This window comes from Acetobacter sp. ESL1128 (assembly GCF_058505085.1).
This window is the reverse complement of record NZ_CP196369.1, coordinates 2,365,599-2,379,737: the sequence shown is the minus strand read 5'-3', so window position 1 is coordinate 2,379,737 and position 14,139 is coordinate 2,365,599. Positions and strand designations below refer to the sequence as shown.

Sequence of the window (14,139 nt, the reverse complement as noted above, 5' to 3'; positions counted from 1 at the left end):
CACACATGCGCATTGGTATTGCAGGGATTACAGGCCGCGTAGGGCGTTTGCTGGTTGAGGAAGTGCTGGCAGCCGGGGCGACCGTAGCCGGTGGCACCACCCGTTCGCCCGAGCAGGCCGCGGGCCTGCCTGCGGGTATTCCGCTGTTTACAACCATGTCCGCACTGGCAAAGGAATGTGAAGTTGTGATCGACTTCACGCATGCCGATACGGTTGCGTCGAGTGCGCAGGCTCTGGTTGGTACGGGGGTGGCTTGGGTGCTGGGCACAACGGGCCTTTCCGCGCAGCAGAACCAGACGCTGCGGGATGCCGCGGGTGACATCACCATTGTGCATGCTGCCAACTTTTCCCCCGGTGTCACGCTGGTGCGCCGCCTTGCCCAGATGATGGGGCAGGCCTTGCCAGCAGACTCCTACGATGCGGAAATTGTGGAAATGCATCACAGGCAGAAGGTGGATGCGCCTTCTGGTACAGCACTTGCCATTGGTCAGGCTGTGGCTCTTGGCCGTGGTGTGGCGCTGGAAGACGTGCGTGAAAGCGGGCGTGATGGCCTGACAGGCCCCCGCAAACCCGGTGCCATTGGCTTTGCCGCCCTGCGTGGTGGGCAGATTGTGGGGGAACATGACGTTCTTTTCACATCTGCGGATGAGCAGATTACCCTGTCGCACCGGGCTTTTGACCGGCGTATTTTTGCCACGGGTGCAGTACGCGCCGCATTGTGGGCAAAAGGGCGGGAAGCAGGGCTTTACAGCATGGAAGACGTACTGGGCCTGCCCCCGTTGTAAGGGCCAAAGCAGGCGGCGTGGGGCGTGCCCCGCGTCTGGCGCAGGGCTGAAAACAGGGGCTTGTCTTTTGCGCTGGTGGCGTATGGCTCTTGACCATTACTTTCTATGCCGCCATAGGATGCCGTCCCCTTTTTTGGGGATGGTTACCTGTTTTCTTTTTTCACTGGCGTGGGGCGAACGGCACCATCATGCGTAAAGACGGCGATTTTCTGTTTACTTCGGAATCAGTTTCCGAAGGTCATCCCGATAAAGTTGCTGACCGGATCAGCGATACCGTTCTGGACGCGTATCTGGCGGCAGACCCCGAAGCGCGCGTAGCGTGTGAAACGCTGGTAACGACCAACCGTATCGTTCTGGCTGGTGAAGTGCGTGGCCCCGAGTCCGTAACCTCCGAGCAGCTGATCCATCTGGCTCGTGAAGCTGTGAAGGATATTGGGTACGATCAGGCCGGCTTCTCCTGGCGTCATGCCGAAGCTTCCAACTACCTGCATGCTCAGTCCGCTGACATTGCCGTTGGTGTGGACAGCACATCGGACAAGGACGAAGGTGCAGGCGATCAGGGCATCATGTTCGGTTATGCCTCTAACGAGACAGACACCCTCATGCCTGCGCCGCTGTATTATGCGCACCGCATCCTGCACACCATCCGTGACCTGCGTCGCGCTGGTGATGAGCGCGTTGCAGGCCTCCAGCCCGATGCCAAAAGCCAGGTGACCCTGCGTTACGTCAACGGTCGTCCGGTTGGTGCCACTTCTGTTGTGATCTCCACACAGCATGATGAAGGTGCGGACCAGAAAATTCTGCGCGATCGTCTGCTGGACGTAACCCGCAGCGTGCTGCCCGAAGGCTGGATGCCGCCTGAAAGCGAATTCTACGCCAACCCGACCGGCGTGTTTGTTATCGGTGGCCCCGATGGGGACTGCGGCCTGACGGGTCGTAAGATCATTGTGGACACCTACGGCGGTGCAGCCCCCCATGGTGGTGGCGCATTCTCCGGTAAGGACCCGACCAAGGTTGACCGTTCCGCAGCTTATGCCTGCCGTTACCTTGCCAAGAACGTTGTGGCTGCTGGTCTGGCAGACCGCTGCACCATCCAGCTTTCCTACGCTATTGGTGTGTCTCATCCGCTGTCCGTTTACGTGGACCTGGATGAAAGCGGCAAGGATGTGGATGAAGCCCGTCTGGGTGAAATCCTGCGTGAAGTCATGGACCTGACGCCGCGCGGTATTCGCAAGCACCTGCGCCTGAACCGTCCGATCTATGCGACCACATCTGCTTATGGTCATTTTGGCCGTACGCCGGATGACAAGCTGGATACCTTTACGTGGGAACGCACCGATCTGGTGGACGCCCTGCGCAGCGCCCTGAAGCGCTGATATAAAGGTAGCGAGTTCATGACGGAGGCAAAAGGTCAGGCCATTGCTGGCCAGCCCGAAGCAGTGGATGTAAAACCCCCGCCGGAAAGGCTGTATGGCCGCCAGCGTGGGCATCCGCTCCGCCCCCGTCAGGAACGCCTGCTGGACGAAACGCTGCCACGCCTGCGGTTTCCGCTGGATAAGGCAGCGGACCCAGCCTCTGTTTTTGGCCATGCGCCACAACAGATCTGGTTCGAGGTCGGCTTTGGTGGGGGCGAGCATGTGCTGGCCCAGACCAAAGCACACCCCGAAGTTGGCTATATAGCCTCCGAAGTTTTTCATAACGGTCTGTGTTCGCTGCTGAACAAGCTTGTGCCTGTTGAGCAGGAAGCCACCGCCCCGCTGCCGGATATGCTCCGCCTGTGGGATGATGATGCGCGTCTGGTGCTGCGGGCCCTCCCCGATGCCAGTCTGGACCGGCTGTTCCTGATGTTCCCTGACCCGTGGCCCAAGGCCCGGCATGCCAAACGCCGGTTTGTGCATCCGCAGAATGTGGAACTCTGTGCCCGTGTGCTCAAACCCGGTGCTGTCTGGCGCGTTGCCAGTGACGACCCGACCTATCAGGCTTGGGTGCAGGAGGTCATGTCCGCACAGCCGTATTTTGAGGCACCACCCCCGGCGACCATCCGCCCCGATGGCTGGTTCCCCACCCGGTATGAGGCCAAGGCCATAGCCGCAGGCCGTCAGCCACTTTACTGGACGTTTACCCGCCGTTAGGCGGTGTCCATCTTCTTTGTTCCGGCTGGTTGCCTCTGCGCGGTATGTTGGCTAATCAGCCGCATTACGTTTTTTGCCGTGCGAAAGGTCCACCCATGAGCCAGACGACGCTTCCTATCCGTCGCGCCCTTATTTCCGTATCCGACAAAGCCGGTCTGCTTGATCTGGCCCGGGCCCTTGTGGCGCAGGGGGCGGAAATCCTGTCCACGGGCGGTTCCGCCAAAGCCCTGCGTGATGCTGGCGTGCCTGTTACGGAAGTGTCGGATTATACGGGGTTCCCCGAAATTCTGGATGGCCGCGTTAAAACGCTGGTACCCAAAATTCATGGGGGTATCCTTGGCCGCCGTGACCTGCCCGCGCATGTCGAGCAGATGAAAGAGCACGGCATTGGCCCGATTGATCTGGTTGCCGTGAACCTCTACCCGTTTGAAAAAACGGTTGCATCTGGCGCCGATGCCGAAACCTGCATTGAAAATATTGATATTGGTGGCCCGGCCCTTATCCGTGCAGCCGCCAAAAACCACGCGCATGTGGTGGTGCTGACTGATCCGGCGCAGTATGAAGGGCTGATTGATGCACTGGGCGATGGTGGCACCACGCTGGACATGCGCCGCTTTTATGCTGGTGCAGCCTATGCCCGCACGGCTGCGTATGATGCGGCTATTGCGGCATGGTTTGCAGCGCAGGCGCAGGATGCGTTCCCCGAACGGTTTGCTCTGGCTGGCCAGCGGGCTGAAATCCTGCGTTATGGTGAAAACCCCCACCAGCAGGCAGCCTTTTACCGCGATGGCAGCACCCGCCCCGGTGTAGCCACGGCCGTACAGGTGCAGGGCAAGGCGCTGTCTTACAACAACATCAACGATACAGATGCCGCGTTTGAGGCTGTTGCCGAGTTTGATGCCCCGGCTGTGGTCATTGTCAAACACGCCAATCCCTGCGGTGTTGCCGTTGCAGACACGCTGACCTCGGCGTGGGATCAGGCCCTGCGGTGTGACCCGGTTTCTGCCTTTGGGGGTATTGTCGCCCTGAACCGTCCGCTGGATGCGGTCACGGCGGAAAAGATTTCCACCATCTTTACCGAAGTCATTGTCGCCCCCGACGCTGCGGACGATGCAAAGGCCCTGCTGGCACGCAAAAAGAACCTGCGCCTGCTGCTGACCGGTGGCCTGCCTGACCCCACCGCTGCTGGTACGGTTGTGCGCTCGGTTGCCGGGGGCTTTCTGGCCCAGACGCGCGATAACGGACGGATTGCTCCCGAAGCGCTGAAGGTTGTCACCAAGCGCGTTCCCACGGAACAGGAAATGCAGGACCTGATCTTTGCCTTCCGGGTGGCAAAGCATGTCAAGTCCAACGCCATTGTGTACGCCAAGGATTGCGCCACGGTGGGCATTGGTGCCGGGCAGATGAGCCGCGTGGACTCCGCCCGCATTGCTGCCAGCAAAAGTGGGGAAGCTGCCAAGGCTGCTGGCCAGTCCACCCCTCTGACGCAGGGGTCCGTTGCTGCCTCCGATGCGTTCTTCCCCTTTGCGGATGGGCTGGAAACCATTGTGGCCGCCGGTGCGACAGCCGTTATACAGCCCGGCGGGTCCATCCGTGATGATGAGGTGATTGCCGCCGCCGATGCCGCAGGCATTGCCATGGTGTTTACTGGTATGCGTCATTTCCGCCACTGACGCGCTATTCCCGCTCTTGCGGGAATGGGCCTTCATGGCAGAGTATGCATACGAGTCTCACGCATCGCCGCGTTCTGCCCCGGTGGGGCAGGGCGCGCCTGTCTTTAGTGGTTGTTTCATGCGCTCTTTGCTTAGTTTGTCTGGTTTGATTCTGGCGTCTTCTGTTGCGGTGGCAGCCCCTGCACATAAGGAGGCGTCATCCCACGGCACCACCTTTGCCTCCAGGCAGACCGCAACGGAAAAGCAGGCCACAGGCGTATATGACCTGTCCGCGCTGCCGGTGTTTACGGGGAGCGTGGTGCAGTTTCTGCCAGCACCCCACGGCGGCATTGTCGGCTTTGTGCTTGATGATGGCACGCAGGTTTTTGTCTCACCCGAACAGGCCCATACCTTTGCAGGCCTGATCAAGGTTGGAGACAAGGTGGACATTCGCGGTATCAAGGGGCAGGTCCTGCCGATTATCCGTGCCTTTAGCGTGGCAAGCCCGCGTGGGCGCACGGTACAGGACAGCTTTATTGAAATGCCGTTACACTCCCCCGAAATGATAGCTGGGCCCGACCTTGTGCTGCATGGTGAGGTCTGGATGCCGCTGTATGATGCAGGCGGCCATCTGACGGGTGCCGTGCTCAAGGATCATTCGGTTATTTATCTGTCTCCGCGTGAGGCCGCGCGGGTTTCTGGCCTGCTTAAGGCCGGGCAGACGCTCTATGCTGTGGGTGGTGGCAGTAGTGGTGATCTGGGTATTGCCATTGACGCGCGTGAAATTGGACCTGCAGCGGATAAGCTGATCGGCATTGCCGTGGGCAATGTACCCCCGCCCGGCCCTGCTCCGGGGTCTCCGGGGTATGATCTTATTCCCGGGGCGGATGAGCACTAAGCCGTCGAACACAAAGTGTCATGCCACAATGGCGACCACAGAACCGTGGTCGCCATTGTGCGTTAAGCCTCTATGGAAGCATGGAACATGCGTGGCATGGACATGGACGAAGGGAGGCCAGAATGGCGTTGATACGGTGGATTATTGTTTTTCTTATTTTTGCTCTGCTGGCATCCCTGTTCGGATTTAATGGTGCGGCCTCGGGGTTCTCGGAAATTGCCAAGGTTCTGTTGTTCGTCTTTGTGGTGCTGCTGATCATCAGCCTGTTTTTTGGTGGTCGTTCGCGCTCGGGGCCGTAAAAAACAGATAGGGCCTGCACGATCTGGTCGTGCAGGCCCTGCAAAAGGCGGAATACCCATGTGTGTATGCCCCCACCTTCCGGCATGGAAGGTGGGGTGTTTTTTAGCCTTCGATCTGGCTGAAGTCGGCAATCAGGCGCATCATACGCACAAGGCGGGACAGGAGTTTAAGCCTGTTCAGGCGGAGTGCGGCATCTGGCGCGTTAACGGTGACATCTTCAAAAAAACGATCAAGGGGCTGGCGCAGGCTGGCTGCGGCCCGCATGGCATCGGCAAAGTGCTCGGCAGCAAAAGCCTGTTCCACGGCGGGTTCAACCGTTTGTAGCGTTGCATAAAGGGCGCGTTCCTCGTCCTGCTCAAACAGGGCGGGGTCGGGCATGCCTTCATGCGGGCCGTCTTTTTTGTCCTCAATCCGCAGGATATTGGCGGCACGGCGGGTGGCGGCCAGCAGGTTCTGGCCGTCCTCGGTTTCCAGCATGGTCTGCAATGCCTGTGCGCGGGCGAGCAGACGCACGATGTCCGTGTCTTCATTATCGACCGAAATCGCGGCAAGGCAATCATGCCGTGCCCCTTCGGTGCGGACCTGTACGCGCAGGCGCTCGGCAATAAACTGGGGCAGCAGGGCCAGATCCGGTGCAGTGCGCAGGGGTTCGGGCAGGGCTTCTGCCGCCAGCGTGAACAGTTTAACCAGATCCAGCCGCAACCCGTTTTCACGGATCAGGCGGATAATGCCAAGGGCTGCGCGGCGCAGGCCAAACGGATCACCCGAGCCGGATGGTTTTTCGCCAGCGGCAAAAAAGGCCGTCAGCATGTCAAACCGGTCTGCCAGACCCAGCACGACGGAAACCGGGGCTACCGGCACCTCGTCCCCCGGGCCACGCGGTGTGTAGTGCTCGCTAATGGCCTGTGCCACTTCGGGCTGTTCGCCATCATGGCGGGCATAATAACCACCCATGACACCCTGAAGCTCGGGGAACTCCCCAACCATGCCGGTTGTCAGATCGGTTTTGCTCAACTCGGCAGCGCGTTCACACAACGCGGCAGGGGCGCCAACCATGTCTGCCAGAATGGCCGCAAGGCGTACCATACGGCGGGTACGTTCCCCCTGCGAGCCCAGCTTGGCATGGAAGGTGATGGTGTTCAGCCCTTCCACGCGGGAGGCAAGGCTTTGCTTGCGGTCGAGGTTCCAGAAGTGCCGGGCATCGGCAAAGCGGGCGCGCAGCACGCGCTCATTCCCGCTGACAACCAGAGAGCCATCGTCTGTAGGAATGATGTTGGCGACAAAGGCAAAACGCGGTGCTGCCGAACCATCGCTGTTGCGCAGGGCAAAATAGCGCTGGTTGACGCGCATGGACACCTGCATGACCTCGGGCGGGAGGTCCATGAAGATGGGGTCGATCTGCCCCAGGAAGGGAACAGGCCATTCGACCAGCCCGGCGACTTCATCCACCAGCCCGGCATCGGGCACAATGCTCAGCCCTTCGGCCTGTGCCAGTGCATTCAGCCCCGTGGTAATAGCCTCACGGCGTTCGGCGGCATGCACCATCACATGGCGTTCATGCAGGCCCTGCTGCCATTGTGCGGCACTGGTTACGTCCATAACACCGGGGTTGAGGAAGCGATGCCCCTCGGTCTGGTTGGAAGCGCTCAGGTTGTGGCCGTTATCGTCTGCCGTAGCCATGGAAAATGATACGATCTGGCCGTCCAGCAGGCAGACAATCCGCCGCAGGGGGCGGACCCATGTCATGGTGCTGCCAGCACCCCAGCGCATGGATTTGGGCCAGGGGAAGCGGCGCAGCAGGTCGGGCATAATGGCGGCAATATGCGCAGCGGCCCCAATAGGAGCTTCTTCACGCTCGAGCACCCAGAACCCGTTCTGCAGGGTCAGGGCGTCCTTGCTCACGCCATGTTTGCGGGTAAAGCCTTCCAGAGCCTTTTCTGGTGCGTTCTCACGCGGGCCACGTTCGGAAACGGTGCGGCCGGGCACCATGGCATCCAGGTTGAGGGAGGCGGCAATCCGGCGGGGGCCGGTATAGCTTCTGGCATCCACAGGGTTGAGCGGGGCCAGAGCCTCGCCCAGCAGGCGGAGCAGGTTTTCGCCGGCCTGCTGCTGCATGCGGGCGGGGATTTCTTCTGAAAAAAGTTCAATCAGCAATTCGGGCATGGTCTTATTTGTCCTCGCCTGCCAGCCAGGTTTCGCAACACAGTTTTGCCAGTGTGCGCACCCGGCCAATATAGGCCGCGCGTTCGCTTACGCTGATGACGCCGCGGGCATCAAGCAGGTTGAACAGATGGCTGGCCTTAAGGCACTGGTCATAAGCAGGCTGGGCAACGCCTGCCTCGGCCAGTGCAACACTTTCCTTTTCCGCATCGCTAAAATGCTGAAAAAGACGTTCCGTGTTGGCCAGTTCAAAATTATGGCGTGAGTAATCCTGCTCGGCCCGCAGGAACACATCGCCATAGGTCAGGCCTGCGCCATTGTAGTCGAGGTCGTACACGTTTTCCACGCCCTGCACATACATGGCCAGACGTTCCAGCCCGTATGTCAGCTCCGTGGAGGGCAGGGTTACGGGAATACCGCCAACCTGCTGGAAATAGGTGAACTGCGTGACCTCCATGCCATCGCACCACACTTCCCAGCCCAGACCCCATGCGCCAATGGTCGGGTTTTCCCAGTCATCTTCCACAAAGCGGATATCGTGCTTGTCGGGGTCAATCCCGATGGCACGGTAGCTGTCCAGCAGCAGTTTCTGGCTTTCTTCAGGAGTGGGTTTAAGCAGGACCTGATACTGGTAGTAATGCTGGAGGCGGTTGGGGTTTTCCCCGTACCGTCCATCGGACGGGCGGCGGCAGGGCTGCACGTAGGCGGCCTTCCAGGGTTTGCTCCCCAAAGCCCGCAGCGTTGTGTGGGGGGAGAGTGTGCCTGCACCTATTTCCTGATCATAGGGCTGGAGAATGGCGCACCCCTGTTTTGACCAGAACTGGTGCAGGGTCAGGATAAGGTCCTGAAAGGAGAGGGGCCGCTCTGTGGGGCGGGGAGACGCCGGGTCCATGGTATGGATGAAACTCCGCAATATGACGGTCAGGTTGAATGTGCGCAGGGCACGCGTGGCCACACCATACAACCCCACGCGCCAGACCGGAAGAGAAGGCAGGCCTTATGGCAGGGTTTCCTTTGTGGGGGTCTCTCTTGTAACAGGCTTGTGGGCGCGCCACATCTTGGCCAGAGTGTTCTGGCACAAAGCTCTGGTGCTGTAATTGGCCCGGCAGGGCGGGAAGGTATGGAATGACAAACGAAGAACGCGACCTTATTGAAAAATTCATGGCCCGTGTTGGTGGAGCCGCCCAGAATGGCTTTGGCAGCGTACCCGCAAGCCAGCCCAACCTGCCCGCGATTGACCCACAGGCAGACCAGTTTATCGCGCAGGAATTCCAGAAATACCCAGAAGCCCGCTACCGCGTGACCCAGATGGCCGTGGTGCAGGAAGCCGCACTGGTGCAGGCGCAGAATCGGATCCAGCAGCTTCAGTTCCAGCTTCAGCAGGCGCAGCAGGCCTTGCAGGCGGCACAGCAGCAGAGCAATGCCGGGCAGCAGAAGTCTGGCGGGTTTTTTGGTGGCCTGTTTGGTGGCGGGCAGTCTGCCCAGCCGCAGTCCGCACCGCCTCCGGGCTGGGGTGGGCGTCCGGCTATGCCGCCGCAGTATCAGCCGCAGCCTATGCCTTATGGCATGCAGCCTTCTGCGTTCTCGGGCGGGTCAGGCTTTTTGGGCAGCGCGCTGACAACAGCCACAGGTGTTGCCGGGGGCATGCTGGCGGCCAATGCACTGACCAGCCTGTTTAGCGGCCACCATGATGGCGGTATGGGCGATGGTGGCATGGGTGGCGCAACCACCAACGAAACCATTGTGAACAATTACGGCGATACAGGCGCAGACCCCTTTGCAGGCGCTGGCGTGCAGGCTGATCAGGGCTTTGATGCCGGTGGTGGCGATTGGGGCGGAGATGCTGGCGGGGACTGGGGCGGTGGTGACGATCAGAGCTTCTGATCCCCGGTTTTTCTAACCACACAAACCAGACAGGGGGCGGTGCGCAGGCATCGCCCTTTTTTTGTGTGCATGCGGAGCTACCGGTAAGCTCCGCGGTTAACCCGCAGTGTTGGGCCGGGCCATGGACTGGATGAGGTCCAGCATTTTCTGCCGCAAGGCTTTGTCGGGGATCTGGTAATAGGCCCGTACCAGATCGAGAGTTTCTTTTCTGGCCAGCAGGTCCTGCTCGTCCGCCATGGCCTGTGTGGTGGGGGCTGGCGGAACGGGGGCAGATGGGGGAGGGGGCGCACCAAAAGGCTTGCGTGTTTCGGCAAATCCTGTGGTGGTTATGCCGGTGGCCGGGTTGAGCATATCATCAAAAAAGAAGCTGATCGGCACGTCCAGCGCAGTTGCAATATCGTACAGCCGGGAAGCCCCTACCCTGTTGGTGCCCCGTTCGTATTTTTGGATCTGCTGGAAAGTAACCCCAAGTGCTTCGCCCAGCTTTTCCTGCGATAGCCCCAGTAATGTCCTGCGTAGCCGAATACGTTTGCCAACATGGGCATCTATTGTTTCGGCATGCGTGGATATCGTGGAGGCTGGATCCGTCAAAGGCTCGGTTTTGCTCACGACTGGATTTTTTCCCGCGGCTGTAAAGGCTGGAACAAGATGACGGATAACATGTAATCTTAACGTTTCATAAAGGAAAATTGGGAACGTTCGAGAAAAGCATGAAATACTGCCGCCATAACAATGCCTGCCTGTTTTAAAGCTGTGTTTTACTGTTGGGAGGACTGGTCGCGTGCTGGTGATCGCGGCGGGGCAGGCAGGCCAATACTAGCACCATAACACATAGGCCCAGCGGAATGGACTGTCCCATCCTGCCAAACAAGGTTGGCGGAAGTGAGGCAGGGAGTGCCACAGTCAGCACGCCCGCCTTGCCCCATTCCAGATGGTCCAGCATATGGCCCATACCGTCATAGGCGGTGGAAATACCGGTATTGGCAGCGCGGGCCACAGGAAGTCCTTCCTCCACAGCCCGTAAACGCACGGAGGACAGGTGCTGGCGTGGGCCTGCACTATTACCAAACCAGGCATCGTTCGTTACGTTTGCCAGCCACCGGGGGCGGTCATGCGCATTAACCACATCGCCCGAAAAAATAACCTCGTAGCATACAAGGGGGCCAACTGCGGGAATATCGGGCAGGTGCCATGTCTGTGGGCCGGGGCCTGCGGCCATACCGCCCTGGGGCACAATCTGCAGGGGAATGAAGGGGGGCTGATATTCACCAAACGGCACAAGCCGGGCCTTGTCATACACGGCTTCTATGCTGCCATCTGGTGCGAGTGCCATAACCGAGTTGCGGTAATGCCCTGCATCATCCATGCGGAGCGCACCAATAATGCCCGCATCGGCACCAACCGCCCATTCCATAATGGCCTGCCGCGCACGGGGGCTGTCCTGTAGCAGGTCATAACCGGGGAAAGCGGTTTCGGGCCAGAGGAACACAATGGGGCGGAACCGCTCGCCCGGTTTGCGCTGTGTTGTCTGCAAGGCTTGTGCAGCCTGCACGCCCTGTGCGGTCAGATGCAGGTAGCGGGTAAAAATATCACGCGGGCTCTGCCTGCCTATTTTTTCGGATTCAGGGACATTGCCCTGCACAATGACGGCAATGGGACCGGGCTCGCTGGTGGGGTGCACGGTATAAAGCCGTAGAGTGCCCGCAATGCACCACAGCAGCATAGCAGCAATGGAGCCTGCAAAAACACGCCTGCGTCTGGCAGACGGCAGGGGGGCAGGGGCATTATGGGGGCCAAGCAGCCGGTCTGCCCAGCGGGCGAGTGGTGTCTGGTCCAGAAGGGCTGTCCCGCAGAGCAGAGCGAGCAGGACCAGCGCAAGGGTCAGGCCATCTTCCCCCATCCACGCGGCAGGCTGGATCAGCAGCGTGCCTACAGGGCCGGGTATGGCAAGGCAGCTCCCCAATGCGTTCCATGTAAAACCACTGAAGATGAAGGTACGCCCCATATCGAACAGGGTCCACAGGGCGGCAAAGGCGCTCAGGCGGCGCAGGCCGGGGGGCAGGAGCGTGCATAATGCAGCAGGGACCGCCACAGTAGGGGCCAGAATGAGCGCGCAGCCAAGGGAGGGGAACGGTACAAACCACCAGAACTCATCTGCCCTGATCAGCACCGCATTGACCAGCCAGTACAGACCGGCGGCATAAAAACCAAACCCGAACAGGGCGCCTGTCCAGGCGGCATGCCGCCAGTTCCGGGTCGTGTTGAGCCTTTGCCCAAGCAGCCCAAAGCCGAGGAGGAGGATTGGCAGAATATGGAGCGGCGGCAGTGCCAGCGTGGATATGCCACCAAGCCCCAGCATAAAGACGACAAAATAAAGAGTTTCCCGTTTTGGACAAAAGCGGGAAAACACGTTTTTTGAGGGCATGTGGGCGCTCATGGCACAGGCGGGCTGCCCGCCGGCCTGATGAATCCGTTAAAGATCAGGATGACGGGCAACTTGCCGTAAGTGGCTTAGTCCAGCGCATCGCGCAGGCGGCGTTCGTAATGACGGTAATATTTATCCGCCAGCAGTTCGCTCTTTACCAGAATGGCCACATCGGTGGTGTTGAACTGCGGGTCAATAACCGCGCCGTCCCCCACGTAGCCACCAAGGCGCAGATACCCTTTGATAAGGGGCGGAAGCCCCACAAGGCAGCGGCGTACATTCAGCGTGTGCGGGTCCGTGCGCAGCATTTCCACGCGGCGGTTTTCCAGCGCACGCACGCGCAGGGCAGGGGGAGCCAGATGGTTGTGGTACAGATAGGTCAGCTCATCTGCAATCTGGTCCGGGTCCGTGCAGGGCAGGCTGGCGCAGCCAAACAGCAGGTCTATGCGGTGCAGGAAGATGTAGGAGGCAATACCCCGCCACAAAAGCTGCATGGCCGCCCGGCCACGGTAGTTCTTATCCACGCATGAACGCCCGACTTCCAGCAGGCGACCGGGGAATTCCTTGAGCGGGGTAATGTCGTATTCGTTGGAGGAATAGAAGCGCCCGATCTTCTGGGCGGCATCCCCCTGAACAAGGCGGTAGGTCCCCACAACACCGCGTGCGTCCGAGGCAATGGCATTGTCAATGACCAGAAGATGGTCGGCAACGCTGTCAAACTCGTCAATATCACGCTTCAGGCGCAGGGTTTCCGGGCTGGGGTGAGCGCCCATTTCCTCATAAAAAACGCGGTAGCGCAGGGCTTGTGCAGCATCGCGTTCATCATCGGTTTCAGCAATACGGACACTCAGGCTGCCGCCATGCAGTTCGGGAAAGCGTGAGCGATCCAGATCAAGCGTGGAAAGCCCGCCTGTGGTTTGTGTGGAACTCATGTCTGCTCTCCCTTGCGGCGTGAGCGGGGCGTTGTTTTGCCCGCGGAAGCACTGGCTGCGGACTGGCGTTTTTTACCAAACAGCTCCAGCCGCATGGAGACAAACTCGAATCCAAGCCGGTCTGCCACCTTCATCATGAAGGCCTCATGTTCGGGGTCTTCAAACTCGATCACTTTCCCGTTATCCACGTCGATCAGGTGATAATGGTGCCGACCATGTTCCGTTGCTTCGTACCGAGCACGTCCGCCGCCAAAGTCCCGGCGTTCCAGAATGCCCTTTTCCTCAAGCAGGCGCACCGTGCGATACACGGTTGCCACCGAAATGCGGGAGTCCAGCACAGCCGCGCGGCGGTACAGTTCTTCCACATCCGGGTGGTCGTCTGCTTCGGAAAGAACACGGGCGATAACGCGCCGTTGTCCGGTCATTTTCAGGCCGTGTTCGATACACAGCTGCTCAATCCGTGATTCTGCCGCTTGTACCTTCAAGGTCACAAACCCTGCCTAATGTTATCATCTCTGCGTTCGTCATTCAGGTAGCCGAAGTCAGAGGTGTTTGTCCAATTTTACACGATCATACAGTTTTTTTATGGTGTGTATGCCTGCCTGTATGATGCTGGCGTGTCATTTTTTCCCTCTGAAGGAGGAAAATCCGCATGAATGAGACCCTGATCCCGGGACAGGACGAGCCTGCCAGCACGGCGGTTCTGGATATTACGGGGGAAAAATGCCCCATGACCTTCGTGCGCACCCGGCTGGCGCTGGATGTTCTGCCCCCCGGTGGCCTGCTGGCGGTGCGGCTTATGGGGGAGGAACCACACCGTAATGTCAGCCGCTCCGCGCGAGCACTCGGGCACGTTGTTCTGGCAGACGCCCCCCAGCCGGATGGGAGTGTGGTGCTGACAATCCGCAAAAAAGAAGCCGCATCCGCTTCAGTCTGAAAAAAACAGACACTCAGCAGATGCGGCCCGCCTG

14 protein-coding genes are annotated in these 14,139 nt (G+C 59.7%); 8 read left to right on the top strand and 6 right to left on the bottom strand.

Going from position 1 to position 14,139, the window contains the following annotated elements; all coding sequences use genetic code 11:
* The first annotated feature begins 5 nt into the window (after positions 1-5).
* The 6 genes from dapB to ACSYTG_RS11100 all read left to right on the top strand — a co-directional run bounded on the left by dapB (position 6) and on the right by ACSYTG_RS11100 (position 5,766).
* Positions 6-785 (top strand): 4-hydroxy-tetrahydrodipicolinate reductase, encoded by a 780-nt coding sequence (dapB, locus tag ACSYTG_RS11125; protein ID WP_354857606.1) that lies wholly within the window; start codon positions 6-8, stop codon positions 783-785.
* Between the two features lie 188 nt (positions 786-973).
* Positions 974-2,161, top strand: a complete 1,188-nt coding sequence (gene metK / locus ACSYTG_RS11120; RefSeq protein ID WP_086646314.1) for a methionine adenosyltransferase — start codon at positions 974-976, stop codon at positions 2,159-2,161.
* An 18-nt stretch (positions 2,162-2,179) separates the two neighbouring features.
* A complete protein-coding gene (gene trmB / locus ACSYTG_RS11115; RefSeq protein WP_415424848.1) occupies positions 2,180-2,917 on the top strand; it encodes a tRNA (guanine(46)-N(7))-methyltransferase TrmB in 738 nt (245 codons plus the stop codon).
* A 95-nt stretch (positions 2,918-3,012) separates the two neighbouring features.
* Positions 3,013-4,590 (top strand): bifunctional phosphoribosylaminoimidazolecarboxamide formyltransferase/IMP cyclohydrolase, encoded by a 1,578-nt coding sequence (gene purH, locus ACSYTG_RS11110; RefSeq protein WP_086646312.1) that lies wholly within the window; start codon positions 3,013-3,015, stop codon positions 4,588-4,590.
* 136 nt (positions 4,591-4,726) lie between these two features.
* On the top strand, positions 4,727-5,467 hold the full coding sequence (locus ACSYTG_RS11105) for an OB-fold nucleic acid binding domain-containing protein (protein ID WP_489783197.1): 741 nt from the start codon (positions 4,727-4,729) through the stop codon (positions 5,465-5,467).
* 122 nt (positions 5,468-5,589) lie between these two features.
* A complete protein-coding gene (locus ACSYTG_RS11100; protein ID WP_086646310.1) occupies positions 5,590-5,766 on the top strand; it encodes a DUF1328 domain-containing protein in 177 nt (58 codons plus the stop codon).
* 103 nt (positions 5,767-5,869) lie between these two features.
* Here ACSYTG_RS11100 and glyS read toward each other — a convergent pair whose 3' ends face one another.
* Both glyS and ACSYTG_RS11090 read right to left on the bottom strand, forming a co-directional pair.
* Entirely contained in the window at positions 5,870-7,930 is a 2,061-nt protein-coding gene (gene glyS, locus ACSYTG_RS11095; protein ID WP_489783198.1) for a glycine--tRNA ligase subunit beta, read from the bottom strand.
* A 4-nt stretch (positions 7,931-7,934) separates the two neighbouring features.
* Positions 7,935-8,819: a glycine--tRNA ligase subunit alpha gene (locus ACSYTG_RS11090; RefSeq protein WP_086646404.1), complete on the bottom strand. Its 885-nt coding sequence runs from the start codon at positions 8,817-8,819 to the stop codon at positions 7,935-7,937.
* A 233-nt stretch (positions 8,820-9,052) separates the two neighbouring features.
* Between ACSYTG_RS11090 and ACSYTG_RS11085 the strand changes: the two genes are divergently transcribed.
* Entirely contained in the window at positions 9,053-9,811 is a 759-nt protein-coding gene (locus ACSYTG_RS11085; protein ID WP_086646308.1) for a DUF2076 domain-containing protein, read from the top strand.
* Between the two features lie 96 nt (positions 9,812-9,907).
* On the opposite strand, the gene ACSYTG_RS11080 is transcribed toward ACSYTG_RS11085, so the two are convergent.
* The 4 genes from ACSYTG_RS11080 to ACSYTG_RS11065 form a co-directional block, all read right to left on the bottom strand.
* A complete protein-coding gene (locus ACSYTG_RS11080; RefSeq protein ID WP_354857615.1) occupies positions 9,908-10,420 on the bottom strand; it encodes a helix-turn-helix domain-containing protein in 513 nt (170 codons plus the stop codon).
* Between the two features lie 136 nt (positions 10,421-10,556).
* Positions 10,557-12,170, bottom strand: a complete 1,614-nt coding sequence (lnt, locus tag ACSYTG_RS11075; protein WP_491706419.1) for an apolipoprotein N-acyltransferase — start codon at positions 12,168-12,170, stop codon at positions 10,557-10,559.
* Positions 12,171-12,322: 152 nt separating this feature from the next.
* A complete protein-coding gene (locus ACSYTG_RS11070; protein ID WP_086646305.1) occupies positions 12,323-13,168 on the bottom strand; it encodes a GNAT family N-acetyltransferase in 846 nt (281 codons plus the stop codon).
* Positions 13,165-13,659: a Fur family transcriptional regulator gene (locus ACSYTG_RS11065; protein WP_086646304.1), complete on the bottom strand. Its 495-nt coding sequence runs from the start codon at positions 13,657-13,659 to the stop codon at positions 13,165-13,167. The genes ACSYTG_RS11070 and ACSYTG_RS11065 overlap by 4 nt, the downstream gene beginning before the upstream one ends.
* A gap of 161 nt (positions 13,660-13,820) precedes the next feature.
* Here ACSYTG_RS11065 and ACSYTG_RS11060 point away from each other — a divergent pair, with 161 nt between their 5' ends.
* Positions 13,821-14,105 (top strand): sulfurtransferase TusA family protein, encoded by a 285-nt coding sequence (locus ACSYTG_RS11060; RefSeq protein ID WP_489783200.1) that lies wholly within the window; start codon positions 13,821-13,823, stop codon positions 14,103-14,105.
* Positions 14,106-14,139 lie beyond the last annotated feature (34 nt).